The sequence below is a fragment of the Synechococcus sp. CC9605 genome (genome assembly GCF_000012625.1).
Taxonomy (GTDB): domain Bacteria; phylum Cyanobacteriota; class Cyanobacteriia; order PCC-6307; family Cyanobiaceae; genus Parasynechococcus.
This window is the reverse complement of the sequence record NC_007516.1, coordinates 1,961,983-1,978,173: the sequence shown is the minus strand read 5'-3', so window position 1 is coordinate 1,978,173 and position 16,191 is coordinate 1,961,983. Positions and strand designations below refer to the sequence as shown.

Genomic DNA, 16,191 nt, shown 5'->3' with positions numbered 1-16,191 from the left:
ACCTGAATCATCCACAGGTTCATTTTGTCACGGGCTTGGGGACGAGCGTCGACAGAAACTTTCAGGGCCGTCCTCTTCGACGCGACCGCCCAGGTGACTGCAGCCCACGGAAAAGGCCGTCCAGGGGTCCAGGCCTCGGAGCAACTGGTCCTTGACGGCGGCATCCAGCCTGTCACCGCTGATCACGTCGGCATGCACCGCGGGATGTTGCTGGTGTTGCCGGGCTTCATCGAGGGCCTGAATGGCGTTCTCCACCTGTTGACGGGTGATGCTTGCCTGCTTTTGCCACCAGGGATGGTCGAGTTTGTTGAGGCTGTCCAAGGCCTCCCACCAACGTTCTTGCTCCACCAGCTGGACCAGCCGACCCTGTTCCAACCGATTGCGGTTCCAGATCTCCCTCAGCGTTGCACTGAGTTGGCTGATCGAACTGCGCGTGGGGCCTTTGAGGGGATCCAGCAACTCGAGTGCCTGCTGCAGGTCTCCCTCGCGAAACAGAGCAATCGCCTGATCCATCAGGGCCTGGTGCCAGCGTTCAAGGGTCTTGCGATGGAGGGCGAGATCGCCATAGCCCGAGGCGACCAGTTGCTGCTGCAGCGTGAGGGCAGCGATCTGATCGCCTTGGTCCCAGAGAGATTCGGCGTGCTTCTGGCGGCAGAAGGCCTGTTCTTCCGGTGCTCCTTCGCCTAACCATCGCAGGGATGAGAGTTGCTCACTCGTGCGGATGCAGGCCTCGTAGTCGTTGGCGTCGAGGGCGCTCTGGAGCCGCTCCGGCAGTTGTCGTTCCCACCAGTAAGCACCTGTCGCAATCGCCAGCACCAGTCCCAGGGTTCCAACACCCCAAAGCCGTAGCAGCAGTTGGTGCGGTGCCGCCACGAAGGGTGGAACTGAACATTGGTTCTGTTTTATGGAGTGACAGCTCCCGTTCCAGGGGCCTGTGGACGGACGTCTTATCGGACGGTCTTATCGAACAGCCCCCAGCGTTGGATGGGACCACGACGCCCCGGAGCGCAGATCGTTGATCTCCAGCTGAAGCTGCGCATCTTGATCAATGCTCCAGCACAGCCGCAGGCAGTCTTCGCCCTGTTCTCCGGCGGGCTCCAGGGGCAGCACCAGCTCGGTGCCCGGCCAGGGCTGGTGGGAGACCTCCCCGGCGGTCTGCTCCTGGAGCGTTGGCAAACCATCGACAAAGACCACGCTGTGGCTCCCTTGGGGGATGGGCTCCCCCAACACCAGCTCCAAGCTGCGTTGGCCGGTCCGGCTGGCGGCCAGCACAAGCTCCAGGGGGGCTTGGCTCGGCCAGGGTTGACCGGTCACGAAGAGGGGATGCCAGCGGTGGCTGTTGCTGCGCTGATCCCAGAAGCGGAGGGAAACGCCGTGTTGCAGCACATCCCGGATGGCGACCCCTGGCGTGAGTTGAAGCGCGCCCAGGGCGACGGCTTCCACCGGTGGCGGGGTGAGCAAGGGTGCTGGTGCTGTGTGCTCGCTGAGCCACTGGCGCAAGAGGGGCAGCTGGGCACCGCCTCCGACGGCCACCACGCCCTCGAGATCTTCAAGGCTGCAGTTGTTGCGGCGACCGCCGGCGAGACAGGTCTCCAGCAATTGTTCGAGTGCGTCTCCGAAGCCGCGCTCCAGCAGAAGCGCGTTGAGTTCGCTGCGCGACAGGCGGAGCACATGCTCCTGCTCATCCACCGCCAATTCCATCAGGGGCTCGCGTTCGGCCAACGCGGTGTCGCTCAGCCGGCATTTAAGCCTTTCGGCGGCATTGAGCAGGGGGGCGCTGGCGGCTTGACCCGGGCAACAGCGGTCCACAATCCAGCGATCGATGTCACGGCCGCCGAGGCGCAGCCCTGCCTTGCCCAGAACCTTCGCTGTGCGCAGCATCTGCCGGCTGTTGTCCCCCAGGTTGCGCCCCCCCAGCCGCAGCAGTTGGGCGATCGGTGCGGCACGACCTTCTCCTCCCTCCAGAGCCACCAGGGCCAGATCCAGGGTGCTTCCGCCCAGGTCCACCACCAGCAGAGTGGAACCAGCCGGAAGCCCTGCACCCATGGCGGCTGCTGTGGGTTCATCCACCAGGGCGATCTCGGCCACCGGCAGCGTGGTGCAGGCCTCCAGCAACCAGCTGCGATAGGCCCGGTAACACTCCACCGGGGCGGTCAGCACCAGCCGCTCGACCGGGAGATCGCTGGGGAGCCGGCTCCAGATCTGTCGAAGCAACTGTTCTCCAGCCCAGCGGGCTGCTTCCTGTTCTGGGGCATCCGCTTGACCGATGCGGCCTTTGAAGTCGCGATGCAGACGGCTGTCCACGGAGTCATTGAGGCCTGACTCGAGCACCTGCCGGCCAATCAGGGGCCGTTGCGATGCCTCCCACACCAGGCTGGGAATTTCACCGGCCCGGCTGCAGATGGCGGGCAGGTTCAGCAGATCGGCAGTTGTGGATGTCGCTCCCTGATAAGCCACCACCGTGGTGGTGCTGCCCAAATCGATGGCGAGGGTTACGCCCCGTTGGTCTGAATGCTGAAGCTTTTCTTCGCCCACGCGATCTCTGACCGTGCTCAGGGCACGGTGAAGTCAGGATGAGACTAGGGGGACTGGCGGCGATGGATCGATTGCAACAGCTGATCTTCTCCTTCTACCGGGAAGAGCCTGACCTGCAGGACAGGCTGGAGCCGCTGCGGAGCTGTCGCATGCGTCGCAGCTGGGGCAGCATCCGCATCGAGTGCATCGACGATGCGCATCTCGAGGAATTGAGTGGTTTGGTCGCTGATCTGCGCTTGCCCCTGGCGGCCTTGGGGATGGGGCGCCAAATCGTGTTGCGGGTTCCTGGCTCCCGTCAACGGGCATACCCCATGCACGTGCCTTTTCACACCGACCAGCTGGCCTGAGACGGCCACCACTTAGTATCAAGAAGTTTGACCTAGAAGTCTGTGCTTTCGGCCGGAGTCGATTCCAAGGATCTTTCCAAGCGTGGCGAAAGCTTGATTCGCCAATCAAGCAACCGTTATCTGACAACGGTGCGGATCGCCTTCCGGGCCAAGCAGCGCCGCTTCGACGACTTTGACGGTCTTCTGGAGGAGTCCAGCGTTAAGCCGGTTCAGCGGGCCATCGTCGAATTGAGCGACGAGCAAGACCAGCCCGATCTGCTGCCTGGTTGATCCATCGGTGTGATCCAGCAGGAGGGGGACGGTTGGCGGGTATCGCACGACCCCTCCCGCGGCGAATATTGCGTTCTTATCGGAGGAGAACGCTGGGCATTTGAGTTGACCGAGCCGGAGTGGCGGGATCTGGTGGATCTCGTGGCAACCCTGGAGCAGCAGCACAGGGGTCTGGTTGATCAATTGATTCCCGAGGAGTCGATTGAGCTGGAGCTGGATCGAGGCGTGTGGTGGGGATGCTTGAGCGGTGATCGCAACCAATGGGAGTTGCGCATCCTGCTTACCCCGCTGCAAGGACGTGCGGCCGAGGGGGAGTGGCCGGCCCCGGCGGCGGCGGCGGCCGTTGCTGCCTTGAGAACGTTGTGGGACTCGCAGCATTGATTAATCCAGCTAATCGTTTTTGAGTCATTGATTTCTCCCGCCCTTTCCCTGCTGCTCTGCACAGCTTTTCCACAGGTCATGGGCCGTAAATGTCGTTCTGGTGGGTTTCTGTGGAAATCCCCCGTTTTTTGTTGTTTTTGCTTGACGATGGCGGCGGGCTGCGCAGTTCCGCCTAGGCCGGCGCTTCGACCAGTGCAGGAGTGGCTTTCTGGCAGGGATCTCGCCTGGAGATTCATGAGAATGGCCCCGTGTTGGTGGCCCTTGACGGTGGCGCCGTGGTGTGGAGAACTAGTGTTCGTTTCGAAGTGAAAAGATGCCGGAAGGCCTTGAGCAAGCCGCGGCTGAAACCAGTGTTGTGAGTTTCCAATCGGAAGTGCCGCAGCCCCTTCAGCAAGCCATGACCCAGTTCATTGAGGGGCATCCGAACTGGGATCAATACCGTTTGGTTCAGGCGGCGCTTGCCGGTTTTCTGGTGCAGAACGGCCAGGCATCGCGGGAGATCACCCGGGTTTACGTCGGAAACATGTTCCGCCGGGAATCGCTGATCAATGGGGTCTGAGGCCGGCAGCAGGCCATCAGCACCAGGGCGCTGAAAGGGAGGCTGAGCAGCAGTCCCAGGGTGGCTCCGATCAGCCCCAGAAGATTGAGGCCAAGCAGCATTCCCAGCAAAGCCAGCACCTTGAGCCCATTGCGGTGCACCAGTTGGCGGCTGTGATCCATCGCCTGGAGGGCGCGGCAGCGCTCGTGCACGAGCAGCGGCAGGGCCAGGGTTTGGCTGAACAGCCAGCTCAGCAGCACCACTCCCCCCAGCAGCACGCTGAGGCCTGCCAAGGCCGTGCTCCAGCGTCCGAGCGCCCAGCTCAACGACTGAATCAATCCGACGCCACCCAGCACGAGCACCAGCTCAAGCAGCACCAGGGTGAAGGCCTGGCGCAGCAGCTGTCTCCAGCTCTGCTGGGGTCGGTCGTCGCGTCTATCGGGGAGCAGGCCATCCGTCAGCTGCAGTAGGGCCAGGAGAGGCAGCAGTGGAAGCACCAGGCTGATCAACACCGACATGTCCCCCAGTCGATTCAGCCATGGGGATCCCGCCAGGCGCAGGTCGTGGCCGATCACCGCAGGGCCACTGGCACTGATCAACACCAGTGCCGCCAAGCCAACACAGCGCCAGGGCCCCCGGCTGAAGCCGATCCAGGCCCTCGGCAACAGGGTGACCAGTGGGATCTCAGTGGAGATGGCCAAGCCGTGCAAGGAGGTCGTTGGCGGTGTTGGTTGGCACCGGAAGGATCGAGAGCCTGTTGCCGCGTTTGATTACGGGCAGCTGCTCTTCGCTGTAGAGCTCCCTCAGTTGGTCGAGACTGAGCAGGGCGTCGAATTCGCCAAGGAATCGCAGGCGTGCGCAGTCCCAGCGTGGTTTCTCGGGGCTTGACTTTGGGTCGTAATACTTGGCCGAGGGATCAAACTGAGTGGGGTCCACCAGGCCGGTCTCCATCACCTCCATCAGCCCGATTATCCCGGGTGGTTTGCAATTCGAGTGGTAAAAGAAGGCCTGGTCGCCCACGTCCATGCTGCGCATGAAATTGCGGGCCTGGTAGTTGCGGATGCCGTCCCACAGTGTGGTGCCCTCGTGACGCAGATCATCGATCCCATAGGCGTCGGGTTCGCTTTTCATCAACCAGAAGGTCACGTCACAACGCTTGTTTCACACCATCATCGGACCGTTAGGCCAAGATGCATCCCATTGCGTTCGTTTGGTCTCAGGCTTCGTCAAGCAGGGGGTTGATCAGGGTGCGGAAGTGTTCCCCTCTGGCCTCGAAATCCCGATATTGATCAAAGCTGGCGCAGGCCGGTGACAGCAGCAGCGATGAGGCCTGATGCCGCTGCACGGCCCCTTCAGCCAGGTTCACAGCGCTTTCGAGCTCGGGGCATTGCAGCAGTTCGCCGGGGTATCCAGCCGCTTTGGCCAGGCTGGCTAGCTCATCGGCCCCCGCACCGAACAGGATCAGGCTGCAGGCCTTGCTTTGCAGCTGCTTCAGCCAGCCACTGGCGTCGCCCTGTTTGGTCTGCCCCCCGGCCAGCACCACGACGGGGCCCTGCACGGCTCGCAAGCCAACCTCGGCTGCGTCGTAATTGGTGGCTTTGCTGTCGTTGAACACGCTGGCTCCCGCCAATGTGCCCAGCTGCTCAAGGCGGTGCGGTACGCCCGGAAACGTGCGCAAGGCGTCGGCGATCTGCTGCGGGGATAGGCCGGCCTCCAGGGCGGCAGCGGTCACCAGCAACAGGTTTTGGCGGTTGTGGCGGCCTGGCATCGCCAGGACATCAGCCGCAAACAATCGGGTGGTGTTGTTGCGCACCATGCCCTCGTCATCAATCCAGAGGTCGGCGGGCTGGTTGTCCGGATGCGCGCCCTCACTGCTGACCCAGGTGCCGCGGTTCCAGCTGCTGCGTTGCTGGCGCAGGTCTGGATCATCGGCATTGAAGAGGGCGCACTCCGAGCGTTCGAGCAGCCCACGTTTGATGGCCCGGTAGGCCTCCAGGCTGCCGTGGCGCTCGAGATGGTCTGGGGTCAGTGTGGTCCAGATGCCGATCTTGGGGGCTACGGCGGGTGCTGCCTCGATCTGGTAGCTGCTTAGTTCCATCACGAGCCAATCCGGCCGCGGCTTGGCCCCTGAGCCGATCTGGCAGGCCAGCTCTGCCGCGGAGAGGCCTATGTTTCCCCCCATCGGCGCCGTGAGGCCTGCGGCCTCCAGTACGTGGCTAAGCAGATGGGTGACCGTGGTTTTGCCGTTGGTTCCTGTGATGCCGATCCAGGGGATCTGCTGAAGGGCATCCCAGGCCGTATCCATCTCGCCGCGCACCTGGACGCCCTCGGATCGCAGCTGGACCAGGGTTGGGTGATCCCAGGGAATGCCAGGGCCGATCACCACGGCGTCCAGGTTGTCGCGCCAGGCGTCAAAGCTCTGCAGGGTCAGGGGCTGCCCTAGCACAACCTGAATGCCCTCTTCGGCGAGGGTTTTCGAGGTGTGTTGGAGGGCTTCGTTATTGCCCCGTTCGAACACAACAACGTCGTGATTCTGCTGCTTGAGCAGACGCGCAGCACCCAAACCTGAACGACCCAAGCCAACGACAATCGTGCGTGTCATCGCGAGGTCTGAAGTTCGGGAACGCAGTCCCTACAGGGAAAGTGGGCGATACTGGATTTGAACCAGTGACTCCTACAATGTCAATGTAGTGCTCTACCCCTGAGCTAATCGCCCGACATCGATCAATATGAAATCTTGTGATTTCATCGACCGAGGATGAACAGTAGCAGCTGGTGGGCAGCTCAACTCAATTGCGGCGCAGTTCAACGCGCCAGCGCTCCCGTTTGGTGCGGGTGAGTGAGAGCACCTCCACCGAGCCACGATCCTGCAGCTGCAGCCGGTCGCCCACCACCAGTTCACGGCTGGCTTGACGCACGTTGCCCCAATTGAGCCGTAGGCGCCCGGCTTTGACGTGGGTCACGATCTTGGCCCGGGACAGCCCGAATCCTGCCGATGCAATCGCATCCAGACGACAGGAGGCCTCCACCGTTTGCAGGGTGCGGACGCTGCGTTGCACAGGCTGTTGCAACTGCTCCAACGGGCGGGATTCGCAGCGAATCTCGACCTCGCGCACGGCACCCAGGCGGCCATGCAGGGCTTTGGCTGCGCTGGGGGTGCAAATCCCTTGCCCGCCGCGATCGCCCCGTACCCAGAGATCGCCGATGTTGTCTGCATCGACGCCCATGGTCTGCAACGCTTCACGCAGGTCCTCGGGGGAAAGCGGGTCGAAGAGGAAATTGCCTTCGATCAGCAGGCCTTGAATGGGGGGCTCTGCATCGGGGCTGTCGTCGCGACGGTGGCAGAGCAGCCGTTGGCGTTCGGCTCCTGGGTAACCGCCATCACTCATCCAGGTCAATTCACTGAGGCTTCCCAGGCGAGCCATGGCTTCCTCCCGCAGCGGTGCGCTGAGGAAGGGACTCCAGGCCGGTTGCCAGGTGCGCAACACCTGCTCCGCGAGATCGACCAGCAGCGTCAATTCCTCCGGGTTCTGGGTCCCCGCCTTTAGCTCCTCTCGGGGCAGCATCACAGGTCGTTCAGGCGAACCACCTGCTGCGGCAGCGACTTTTGAATCACCTGCCAGGGGGCCTCGATGCCATTGGGGGTTTCCAGCAGCACCAGCCAGCGTCCTTCGTCGCGGCGGTTGCGCAGGATCCGCACGCCTGCATCATTGTCTGAATCCACGCTGGCGGCTGCGGCGTAGCTCCCCATCAGGCCGGAGCCCATGCCCAGCAGGCCGCCGATCAGGGTTTCACCCCAGGGGCCAAAGCTGGCGAAGGTGGTGAGGGTGGTGATCTTGGTGAAGGTGACCCCTGCCATGAAACCGAAGGGCATCAGCCAGCGGGCCATGCCGCGCTGCCGCTGTTGGCGCGTGAGGTTGGGGTTCAACAGGGCAACCTTGTCGATGGCATCCCCATTTGGGGGGATCGTCAGACACTTCAGCAGCGGCAGATCGGTGTCCCGGAGCCGCTGGGTCAGGCCTTCCGCCGCGGGGGCATCGGCCATCACCATCACACAGACGGGCATGGGGGCATTCAGATCCAATGCGCTGAATTCTGAACCCTGTGCTTCGAACTGGAGGGGTTGGTGGATGTCGATCTCTACAGTTCACCGCGGCAGTTCTGCGCCTTTCGATGACGAAAGTTCTTGTCTCCGATCCGATCGACCAGGCCGGGGTCGACATCCTTGACCAAGTGGCGCAGGTGGATCAGCGCACCGGCCTCTCTGAGGAGGAGCTGATCGGGATCATCGGTGAGTACGACGGATTGATGATCCGATCCGGCACCCAGGTGACCGCAGCGGTGATCGCGGCGGCGAGCCGGCTCAAGATCATCGGCCGCGCCGGCGTCGGCGTCGACAACGTTGATGTGCCTGCGGCCACCCAGCGGGGTGTGCTGGTGGTGAACTCGCCGGAGGGCAACACCATCGCTGCAGCGGAGCACGCTCTGGCGATGATGCTGACCCTCTCGCGGCACATTCCTCAGGCCCATGGCGGCATGCGGGCCGGCAAGTGGGATCGCAAGAAATTCGTCGGCAACGAGCTCTACAAAAAGACCCTGGGGGTGGTCGGTCTTGGCAAGATCGGATCCCACGTCGCCAGGGTTGCCCAGGCCATGGGCATGGAGGTGATCGCCTACGACCCCTTCATTGCCGCTGACCGGGCTCAACGGATGCAGGTGAAGCTGCTGGAGCTGGATGAGTTGTTCCGCACCGCCGACTACGTCACTCTGCACATCCCGCGCACCAAGGACACCGAGAACCTGGTGAATGCAGAACTGCTGCGCACGATGAAGCCCACGGCGCGGATCGTGAACTGCGCCCGTGGCGGTGTGGTGGATGAGGCGGCGATCGCTGAAGCGATCAACAACGGTGTGATCGCCGGCGCTGGCCTTGATGTGTACGCCAGTGAGCCTCTGGCGGAAGACTCCCCCCTGCGGGCGGTGGAGCGTGGTCTGGTGCTGACGCCTCACCTCGGTGCGTCGACGGAAGAGGCCCAGGAGAATGTGGCGATTGATGTGGCAGAGCAGATCCGCGATGTGCTGCTGGGTCTGCCGGCCCGTAGTGCGGTCAACATTCCCGGCCTCAGCGCAGAGATCATGGAGCGGCTCAAGCCCCATCTCCAGCTCGCTGAGACGGTTGGTCTGCTCGTTAGTCAGCTGGCTGGTGGTCATGTGCAGGAGATGGAACTGCGGTTGCAGGGTGAATTCGCCAGCCATCCCTCTCAGCCTCTGGTGATTGCTGCTCTGAAGGGTCTGCTCAGTGCTGGCCTTGGCGACAGCATCAACTTCGTGAATGCCTCGCTTGAGGCCAAGGCCCGCGGCATTCAGGTGCTGGAGGTGAAGGATGAGAGCAGCCGCGACTTCGCCGGTGGTTCACTGCAAATCACTACCCGTGGTGACCAGGGCAGCCGCAGTGTCACCGGTGCCGTCTTTGCCGATGGCGATCTGCGCATCACCAGCATCGATGCCTTCCCGGTGAATGTGACCCCCAGCAGCCACATGCTGTTCACCCGACACCGGGACATGCCCGGAATCATTGGTCACCTGGGCTCTCTGCTGGGCGAACACAACGTCAACATCGCCTCCATGCAGGTGGGCCGCAAAATCGTGCGCGGCGATGCGGTGATGGTGCTCAGCATCGATGATCCGATCCCAGCAGATCTGCTGCAGACGATCACGGCCATCGATGGCATCCAGGAAGCGCATCCGGTCACGCTCTGATGTGGTGGCGTCTCACACTCCCGTGTCCTCCGGAGCTGGAGGAATCGCTGGTGTGGAAACTGATGGATCTTGGGCTGCATCGCCATGCGGTGCAGCATGCGCCAGAAACGCCTGATCGCAAGACGCTGTTGGTCTGGCTCCCGAAGCCGGAGTGGCCGGAGCCGCAGCGGCAGGAGCTGGTCGCCAGCTTGCAGCCGCTGGCGGAGCCCTTTGGACTCAGCCTGCCCGATGGTCACTGGGACGATGTGGCGGACGAGGATTGGAGCCTCAGCTGGAAACAGCACTGGCAGGCCGATCCCGTCGGTACGGGGCTGTTGATCCTTCCGGCCTGGCTGGAGGTTCCGCCGGAGCATGCCGACCGGCTGGTGATCAAGATGGACCCCGGCAGTGCCTTTGGTACCGGAAGCCACCCCACCACCCGGCTCTGCCTGAAAGCTTTGGAGCAGTCGCCTCCGGTAGGGTCGCTCGTGGCCGATCTGGGCTGCGGCAGCGGGGTGCTGGGCCTTGCTGCGCTGGGCCTGGGGGCGGAGTCGGTGGTGGCCGCTGACACCGATTCTTTGGCGGTTCGTGCCACAACGGACAACCGCGGCCTCAACGGCCGATCGGAGGCGGAGCTTCAGGTGGCTCTTGGTTCTGTGGAGACCCTGAACGAGCTGCTCGCCCCCCGCCGCGCTGATCTGCTGCTCTGCAACATCCTGGCTCCGGTCATTGAAGCCCTCTCCCCGGGGTTTGAGGGGCTGCTTCAGCCCGATGGATGCGCACTGCTCAGTGGGCTCTTAGTGGATCAGGCGCCGCGCCTGAAGGAGGTCCTCGGGGGCTTGGGCTGGTTGGTCACCGCCGAGGCGGCGCAGGGCCGCTGGGGGCTGTTGGAGATCCGCCGCCGCTAGGCCGGGCCCTATAAGCCAGGCTTATCAGAGTGGGGTCTCCGATTGGTCCTCCTCCCCAGTGGCCCCGGAATCGTCAGGTTGAGCACCTATTTGAAGTAAAAATATGACGTTCTGCAGGACCGGGTTTTCCGGAACCCTGTACGCATTCATCAATCATGGCTTCCTACAAGGTCACCCTGGTCTCCGAGAGCGAAGGTCTGAACAAGACCATCGAAGTGCCTGACGACCAGTACATCCTCGACGCTGCTGAAGAGCAGGGCATCGACCTCCCCTACTCCTGCCGCGCTGGAGCTTGCTCCACCTGCGCCGGCAAGATCACCGCTGGCACCGTCGATCAGTCTGACCAGAGCTTCCTGGACGACGACCAGATCGAAGCCGGCTTCGTGCTGACCTGCGTCGCCTACCCCACCAGCGACTGCACCATCAAAACCCACGCTGAAGAAGAGCTCTATTGAGCCTCTTTCCTACAACTGGACGTGTCCTCAACCACCCCTTCGGGGGTGGTTTTTTTTGGTCTGGTCGTCTTCCATGCGTGTCCCTTGTCTTCTCCTGCCGTGAGCCGCCCCGAAGTCGACGATCTTCTGGAGCCCGGCAGCGTTCACACCAGTCCCGGCGGGCAGTACAGCTTCCGCGTCATCGGGCCCTGTTGCCGATTGTTTGATCGTGAAGAACTGCCCTGGCCCTGCTGTCGTCTGGCCTGGCGCAGCAAGGAGCCAAGCTGGCGACGGATCGGACGGCGGTTTGTTCCCGATCTGGCGGCGCGGCGTTGCCCCTCCTACGCCGTGGAACTGCTGCAGCCAGGGGGCCGGCCCACACCCACCGTGCTGACCCTGTTCTCCGTTCGTTTCAGCCGAGATCTGCAGGAGTGGTGGTACAGCCGCCATCCCAACTCCATGGCCCCTGAGCAGGTGAGTCCCCAAAAAAAAGACCCGGACGACCTGAGGCCGCCGGGGACAGACAATTCTGATCGGAGTTGATCGGCGGAAACTGATCAGAAGTAGATCTTGCCGCCACCCCAGGCGCTGCCTTGGACTTTGGGGGACACCAGGATGTAACCGGCCATCAGGCGCAGATCCTCGTCATCAAGATCGCGCATGGCGGGATAGAGCTCAGCGTCGCGCATGCTCGGGTGGAGGTCAGCAATGCTGTATTCACCGTCGTAGGAGGTGGGGTCCTTCATGTAATCAACCAGTGCCTCAACGTTGTCGCGGGCCGGGGTGGCCAGGGCCAAAGTCTCAGGATCCAAGCCCACGTTGTGGTTGGTCTTGGTGATGCCACCGGCGTGGCAGGTGCCGCAGCTGGTGTTGAACACCTTGCGGCCAGAATCGATTTCGCGATCGCTGAAGGTCACCTCTGTGCCGGAGGGATCTGCTGGAACCGTCAGGGTCTCAGCGTCCCACTGGGCCGCCTGAGCCGGAGAGGTAACGGCCAAACCGATCAGCACCGGGATGAGGACCAGAAGGCCCTTCAGGGACCGACGCAAGGAAGAGAACACAGAGGCCATGAAGGTAAGGGGGTGTGACGCATTCACCGCACCAAGCTCTTGTATCACGGGGAAGTGACCCTCTGTGGCCGGATCACGAACTGTTGCAGCGTGGTTTGACATCAATGCTGAGGAAGTCCTTGGCCAGCAGGGTGTTGGGGAAGATCGCCTTGGCCTCGTTCAACAGGTCCTGGGGCGTGACCGGGTTGCCCAGCACGTAGCGCGGGCTGAGGTGGGTGAGCACCAGCTGCCCCACACCCGCTTCGGCGGCCGTCTGGGCAGCCATGGTGCTGGTGGAGTGCTGTTTCTGGAACGCCATCTCCGCCTCGCCATGGGCAAAGGTGGATTCATGGATCAGCAGATCCGCGCCGCGGGCAAGCTCGATGGCCGCCTCGCAGAACACGGTGTCGGTGCAATAGACGACGCTTACACCGGGCCGTTCCTCACCGCAGAGGCTGGTGCCGTCGATGCTGCGACCGTCCTCCAGGGTCACCGTTTCGCCCCGCTTCAACTGGGCGTACACGGGGCCGGGCGGGATGTTCAGTTCCCGTGCTTTCTCAATGTCGAAGCGACCGGCCAGGGGCTTCTGTTCGATGCGATAGGCGTAGGCCGGCACACGGTGGGTGAGCAGGGTGCAGCGCACCGTGAAGTCGTCGTCCTCGAACAGAAGCGTGCCCTGCTCGGCTGCATCCCTGACCCGGTGGACGGCGAGGGGATAGCCGATCCGGGTGGAGCTGGTGCGCAGCACACCATTGAGGTAGCTCTCCAGCGGGTCCGGCCCGTAGAGATCCACCCCTGCGGAGCTGCTGCCGGCGAGGCCGAGGCTGGCGAGCAGACCAGGCAGGCCGAACACGTGGTCGCCATGCATGTGGGTGATGAACACCCGGCGCAGCTGCGACAGCCGCAGATCACTGCGTAAAAACTGATGTTGGGTGCCCTCGCCGCAGTCGAACAGCCACATCTCCGAGCGCTGCGGCAAGCGCAGAGCCACGGCTGAAACGTTGCGGGCCCGGGTGGGTACCCCAGAACTCGTACCGAGAAATGTGACCTGCAAGGCCGGTGCTCCTCAGGACTCATGCTGCCACCTGGCTGAACCCCGGAACAGGCGGCACACTGGGACGCCTGTGGATCTCCAGCGTGCGCCGCGCTTCCGTTGCCATCGGGCTGGTGCTCGTCGCTGTGATCGCTCCATCACCGGCTGCGCTGGCCCGCGGCCGCGAGCCGCAGATGCGCGTGCTGCTGCTGGAGAACAACCGGGTCAGCCTGCGTTCCGATGGTGCACAGCCGCTGCGGGTGCAGGGACTCCCCGGCGGAGAGCGACGGCCGCAGCGGCTGCAGCTCAGCCTTCAAGGAACCCGCCTGAGCGCCACTGTGGATGGCCGATCGATGCGGCTGGCCACCAGCACCCTGGTGACGGTGCAGAACGACGATCCACGGGGCATCTGGCTTGGGGAGCGTCGCTACCGCGGTGTGCTGCGCATCAGCAGCCGAGGCGGGCGCTTGCGGGTGATCAACAGCCTTGGCGTTGAGACCTATCTCAACAGTGTTGTCGGCAGCGAAATGCCTCACCGCTGGCCCCTGGCTGCCTTGCAGGCCCAGGCTGTGGCGGCCCGCACCTATGCATTGAAACAACTCAGCCGCGGTGGTGCCTGGGATGTGAAGGCCACGGTGGCGAGTCAGGTGTATCGCGGAGTGGAGTCGGAAACCCCGAGCACACGCAAGGCGGTGGCGAGCACCCGTTCGCTGGTGCTCGTGCACGGTGGTCGCCTGATCGATGCCGTTTTTCACAGCAGTTCTGGCGGGGTGACCGAGGCGAGCGGGATGGTCTGGCGCCGCCAGCATCCCTATCTGGTCAGCGTCCCCGACCACGACCAGCACAGCCCGGTGCACCGCTGGGAACAATGGTTTGATCCTGCCGGGCTGCGTCAACGGCTGCCCGAAACCGGTGGGCTCCAGGCCGTTGAGGTGCTGAGTCGTTCCGGCAGCGGTCGCGTGCGCCAGGCCCGCGTGCGCGGCCCCCGCGGATCGCTGGTGCTCAGCGGCAGTCAGCTGCGCAAACGGTTGGGTCTCAAAAGCACGCTGGTGAACTTTGAGATGGTGACGGGGCGGCAGCGGTCTCCCGTGGAGCTTCAAGTGCGACGGGTGACTGCAACCGCCCGCCCGGGCTCCCGCATCGATCGGATCACGTCATCGGTGGCTCGTCAGAGGGGAGCACGGCCCCCCCTGTTGGTGGCCCCTCCGCCGGTGCTGGTCAGCAAGACGGCGGTGCGTCGTTGGTCCGCCGGCGGCCTTCAGCTGCTGGTGAAGGGCCAGGGCTATGGCCATGGCGTTGGCATGAGCCAGTGGGGAGCCCACGGCCTGGCGGAGCAGGGGGCCCACTTCCGCTCGATTCTTCAGCACTACTACCGCGGGGCTGAGGTCGTTCCCTACCGGCCGCACCATGACCCATCGCTGGCGCTGAAGCCCCCAACAAAGCCACTCTGGAGAGACATGCCGGTTTCGCCCCTTGGCACGGTTTCCCTGTCATCTGCAACGCCATTCCAGTGACACGGATCTCTGTGCTGTGCTGGCGGCCCATCTGGAGTGTCATCTGCGCGGTTGGCAGGGGCCTGATCCGCTGAAGCCTTTGGGACTGGCCACAGGACGGACGATGGAGCCGCTGTATCGCACCCTGGTGGAACGGCTGCTGTCGTGGTCTGCCGATGAGCTGGAGTCCCTGCGCGCCCGATGGTGCAGTTTCAACCTGGACGAATACCTCGGACTTTCGGCGGACGACCCCCGCGGCTACCGGGCCTACATGACCCATCACCTCGCTGCACCGTTGGGCCTGCCCGCTTCAGCGGTGCATCTTCCCGACAGCACCGCTGCTGACGGTGCGGCTGCTGCGCGGCGTTACGGCCAGCAGCTCAACCGTTGCGGAGGCATCGGTTTGCAGCTTCTGGGGCTCGGCAGCAATGGTCATGTGGGTTTCAACGAGCCGCCCTGTCCTCCTGATCAGCACTGCCATGAGGTGGAGCTGACCTCTGCGACCCGGCAGCAGAACGCGGTGCTCTTCGATGGTTGCGTTGAAGCTGTTCCCCAGCGGGCCATCACCCTGGGCCTCTGGGAGATCCTCGAGGCTGCTGAGATTCATCTGGTGGTGACCGGCGCCGCCAAGGCCGGCATCCTCCAGCGCTTGTTGGCCTTGAAAGAGCCAGACCCTGGGCTGCCTGCCAGTTGGCTGCTGACCCATCCCAATTTCTGGCTCTGGTGCGATGCAGCGGCTTTAGCTTGAACAGCCGAGAGCAGCGGCGATGAGCATCGATCCCGTGGAACGGCGCCTTGAGCAGAGTTTTGAGGCGGAACGCTGGACGCGCTTTATTCAGGACTGTCAGGACCTTGAGCAGTTGCGCGAGACGGCCCTGGCGTTGGTGCAGCAGTTGGCCCAGCAGAAGGCGGCCAGTGCCTGGATGGCCACCCGGGCCTCTGAATCGGAAAACGCCAAGTTGGAGATGCTGGCGCAGATGATTCGTCAGCAACCCGATGGCGAGGCTGACCAGGCGACCGAGACTCCCTGAGGGGGCGGCCGCCGGTCTCCTCGGTGTTCAGTGTTCCCTTTGCCAGCGGCTCAGGTGAGCGGGGGAAAACTTATGGCCGTGTTTGGCGCCGACCTTGACCAGACAGGAGTTGTCCTTGCCGCAGCGTTGCACCTCATCGCGGATCGAGTCGTTGCTTTGCACCCGCGACATGAACGTTTCCAGCTGTTTCATGGACATGGGCAATCCTCCAGAAGGGATGCCCTCTGCCTAGCGCTGGGGTTGATCGGGGCTCAGGGCCTCAAGCTTTGGTGCGGATTTGCTGACGACAAACTTCAAGGAGGCGTCAGTCGAGCTCCAGTTCGTCGGAGAGATCGAGGTTGGCGCTGACGCTGCGCCATTCATGACATCTCTTGGAAGCCTGCTAAAGCTGGATAAATCCCTGTGTCAGAGGGCTTTTGGGCTCATTGAAGTC

The 16,191-nt window shown here is 63.3% G+C and carries 21 protein-coding genes and 1 tRNA gene; 11 read left to right on the top strand and 11 right to left on the bottom strand.

What is annotated here, in order from left to right; all coding sequences use genetic code 11:
• Nucleotides 1–27: 27 nt before the first annotated feature.
• Together SYNCC9605_RS10790 and SYNCC9605_RS10785 are read right to left on the bottom strand one after the other, a co-directional pair.
• Nucleotides 28–873, bottom strand: a complete 846-nt coding sequence (locus tag SYNCC9605_RS10790; RefSeq protein ID WP_011365105.1) for a hypothetical protein — start codon at nucleotides 871–873, stop codon at nucleotides 28–30.
• Between the two features lie 87 nt (nucleotides 874–960).
• Nucleotides 961–2,535, bottom strand: a complete 1,575-nt coding sequence (locus SYNCC9605_RS10785) for an Hsp70 family protein (protein WP_011365104.1) — start codon at nucleotides 2,533–2,535, stop codon at nucleotides 961–963.
• Nucleotides 2,536–2,597: 62 nt separating this feature from the next.
• Here SYNCC9605_RS10785 and SYNCC9605_RS10780 point away from each other — a divergent pair, with 62 nt between their 5' ends.
• From SYNCC9605_RS10780 to SYNCC9605_RS10765, 4 genes are all read left to right on the top strand, one after another.
• Nucleotides 2,598–2,882: a hypothetical protein gene (locus SYNCC9605_RS10780; RefSeq protein ID WP_011365103.1), complete on the top strand. Its 285-nt coding sequence runs from the start codon at nucleotides 2,598–2,600 to the stop codon at nucleotides 2,880–2,882.
• A gap of 42 nt (nucleotides 2,883–2,924) precedes the next feature.
• The gene (locus tag SYNCC9605_RS10775; protein WP_011365102.1) at nucleotides 2,925–3,152 is read left to right on the top strand and encodes a DNA-directed RNA polymerase subunit omega; all 228 of its coding nucleotides are present in this window, start codon (nucleotides 2,925–2,927) and stop codon (nucleotides 3,150–3,152) included.
• 9 nt (nucleotides 3,153–3,161) lie between these two features.
• Nucleotides 3,162–3,533: a DUF1818 family protein gene (locus SYNCC9605_RS10770; protein ID WP_011365101.1), complete on the top strand. Its 372-nt coding sequence runs from the start codon at nucleotides 3,162–3,164 to the stop codon at nucleotides 3,531–3,533.
• 313 nt (nucleotides 3,534–3,846) lie between these two features.
• Nucleotides 3,847–4,092 (top strand): DUF2811 domain-containing protein, encoded by a 246-nt coding sequence (locus tag SYNCC9605_RS10765; RefSeq protein WP_006851681.1) that lies wholly within the window; start codon nucleotides 3,847–3,849, stop codon nucleotides 4,090–4,092.
• Here the strand turns inward: SYNCC9605_RS10765 and SYNCC9605_RS10760 are convergent.
• The 6 genes from SYNCC9605_RS10760 to SYNCC9605_RS10735 all read right to left on the bottom strand — a co-directional run bounded on the left by SYNCC9605_RS10760 (nucleotide 4,044) and on the right by SYNCC9605_RS10735 (nucleotide 8,137).
• Nucleotides 4,044–4,781 carry a hypothetical protein gene (locus SYNCC9605_RS10760; protein ID WP_011365100.1) on the bottom strand — a complete coding sequence of 246 codons (738 nt, stop codon included), beginning with the start codon at nucleotides 4,779–4,781 and terminating at the stop codon, nucleotides 4,044–4,046. The two genes, SYNCC9605_RS10765 and SYNCC9605_RS10760, sit on opposite strands and share 49 nt — an antisense overlap.
• Entirely contained in the window at nucleotides 4,756–5,202 is a 447-nt protein-coding gene (locus SYNCC9605_RS10755; protein WP_011365099.1) for an EVE domain-containing protein, read from the bottom strand. Before SYNCC9605_RS10755 ends, SYNCC9605_RS10760 begins: the two co-directional genes overlap by 26 nt.
• A gap of 85 nt (nucleotides 5,203–5,287) precedes the next feature.
• Nucleotides 5,288–6,673: a UDP-N-acetylmuramoyl-L-alanine--D-glutamate ligase gene (murD, locus tag SYNCC9605_RS10750; protein ID WP_011365098.1), complete on the bottom strand. Its 1,386-nt coding sequence runs from the start codon at nucleotides 6,671–6,673 to the stop codon at nucleotides 5,288–5,290.
• 42 nt (nucleotides 6,674–6,715) lie between these two features.
• Nucleotides 6,716–6,787 (bottom strand) — tRNA-Val (locus SYNCC9605_RS10745).
• A 73-nt stretch (nucleotides 6,788–6,860) separates the two neighbouring features.
• Nucleotides 6,861–7,637 (bottom strand): photosystem II S4 domain protein, encoded by a 777-nt coding sequence (locus tag SYNCC9605_RS10740; protein ID WP_011365097.1) that lies wholly within the window; start codon nucleotides 7,635–7,637, stop codon nucleotides 6,861–6,863.
• Nucleotides 7,637–8,137 (bottom strand): hypothetical protein, encoded by a 501-nt coding sequence (locus SYNCC9605_RS10735; protein WP_011365096.1) that lies wholly within the window; start codon nucleotides 8,135–8,137, stop codon nucleotides 7,637–7,639. The genes SYNCC9605_RS10740 and SYNCC9605_RS10735 overlap by 1 nt, the downstream gene beginning before the upstream one ends.
• A 107-nt stretch (nucleotides 8,138–8,244) precedes the next feature.
• Between SYNCC9605_RS10735 and serA the strand changes: the two genes are divergently transcribed.
• From serA to SYNCC9605_RS10715, 4 genes are all read left to right on the top strand, one after another.
• A complete protein-coding gene (gene serA / locus SYNCC9605_RS10730; protein ID WP_011365095.1) occupies nucleotides 8,245–9,831 on the top strand; it encodes a phosphoglycerate dehydrogenase in 1,587 nt (528 codons plus the stop codon).
• Nucleotides 9,831–10,718: a 50S ribosomal protein L11 methyltransferase gene (gene prmA, locus SYNCC9605_RS10725; protein ID WP_011365094.1), complete on the top strand. Its 888-nt coding sequence runs from the start codon at nucleotides 9,831–9,833 to the stop codon at nucleotides 10,716–10,718. The genes serA and prmA overlap by 1 nt, the downstream gene beginning before the upstream one ends.
• A gap of 155 nt (nucleotides 10,719–10,873) precedes the next feature.
• Nucleotides 10,874–11,173 carry a ferredoxin gene (locus tag SYNCC9605_RS10720; protein WP_006043345.1) on the top strand — a complete coding sequence of 100 codons (300 nt, stop codon included), beginning with the start codon at nucleotides 10,874–10,876 and terminating at the stop codon, nucleotides 11,171–11,173.
• A gap of 99 nt (nucleotides 11,174–11,272) precedes the next feature.
• Nucleotides 11,273–11,695, top strand: a complete 423-nt coding sequence (locus SYNCC9605_RS10715; protein WP_049749532.1) for a hypothetical protein — start codon at nucleotides 11,273–11,275, stop codon at nucleotides 11,693–11,695.
• 14 nt (nucleotides 11,696–11,709) lie between these two features.
• On the opposite strand, the gene psbV is transcribed toward SYNCC9605_RS10715, so the two are convergent.
• Together psbV and rnz are read right to left on the bottom strand one after the other, a co-directional pair.
• Nucleotides 11,710–12,222 (bottom strand): photosystem II cytochrome c-550, encoded by a 513-nt coding sequence (psbV, locus tag SYNCC9605_RS10710; protein ID WP_041435140.1) that lies wholly within the window; start codon nucleotides 12,220–12,222, stop codon nucleotides 11,710–11,712.
• A 73-nt stretch (nucleotides 12,223–12,295) separates the two neighbouring features.
• On the bottom strand, nucleotides 12,296–13,255 hold the full coding sequence (gene rnz / locus SYNCC9605_RS10705) for a ribonuclease Z (RefSeq protein ID WP_011365091.1): 960 nt from the start codon (nucleotides 13,253–13,255) through the stop codon (nucleotides 12,296–12,298).
• Nucleotides 13,256–13,260: 5 nt separating this feature from the next.
• On the opposite strand from rnz, the gene SYNCC9605_RS10700 reads away from it, so the two are divergent.
• Genes SYNCC9605_RS10700 through SYNCC9605_RS10690 form a run of 3 tightly spaced genes read left to right on the top strand, consistent with a single transcriptional unit; the run spans nucleotide 13,261 to nucleotide 15,758 of the window.
• Nucleotides 13,261–14,748, top strand: a complete 1,488-nt coding sequence (locus SYNCC9605_RS10700; protein ID WP_011365090.1) for a SpoIID/LytB domain-containing protein — start codon at nucleotides 13,261–13,263, stop codon at nucleotides 14,746–14,748.
• Nucleotides 14,749–14,764: 16 nt separating this feature from the next.
• On the top strand, nucleotides 14,765–15,475 hold the full coding sequence (locus tag SYNCC9605_RS10695; protein ID WP_011365089.1) for a glucosamine-6-phosphate deaminase: 711 nt from the start codon (nucleotides 14,765–14,767) through the stop codon (nucleotides 15,473–15,475).
• Between the two features lie 19 nt (nucleotides 15,476–15,494).
• Nucleotides 15,495–15,758, top strand: a complete 264-nt coding sequence (locus tag SYNCC9605_RS10690) for a hypothetical protein (RefSeq protein WP_011365088.1) — start codon at nucleotides 15,495–15,497, stop codon at nucleotides 15,756–15,758.
• A 27-nt stretch (nucleotides 15,759–15,785) separates the two neighbouring features.
• Here the strand turns inward: SYNCC9605_RS10690 and SYNCC9605_RS14090 are convergent, their stop codons facing one another.
• On the bottom strand, nucleotides 15,786–15,956 hold the full coding sequence (locus SYNCC9605_RS14090) for a Nif11 family protein (protein WP_011365087.1): 171 nt from the start codon (nucleotides 15,954–15,956) through the stop codon (nucleotides 15,786–15,788).
• Nucleotides 15,957–16,191 lie beyond the last annotated feature (235 nt).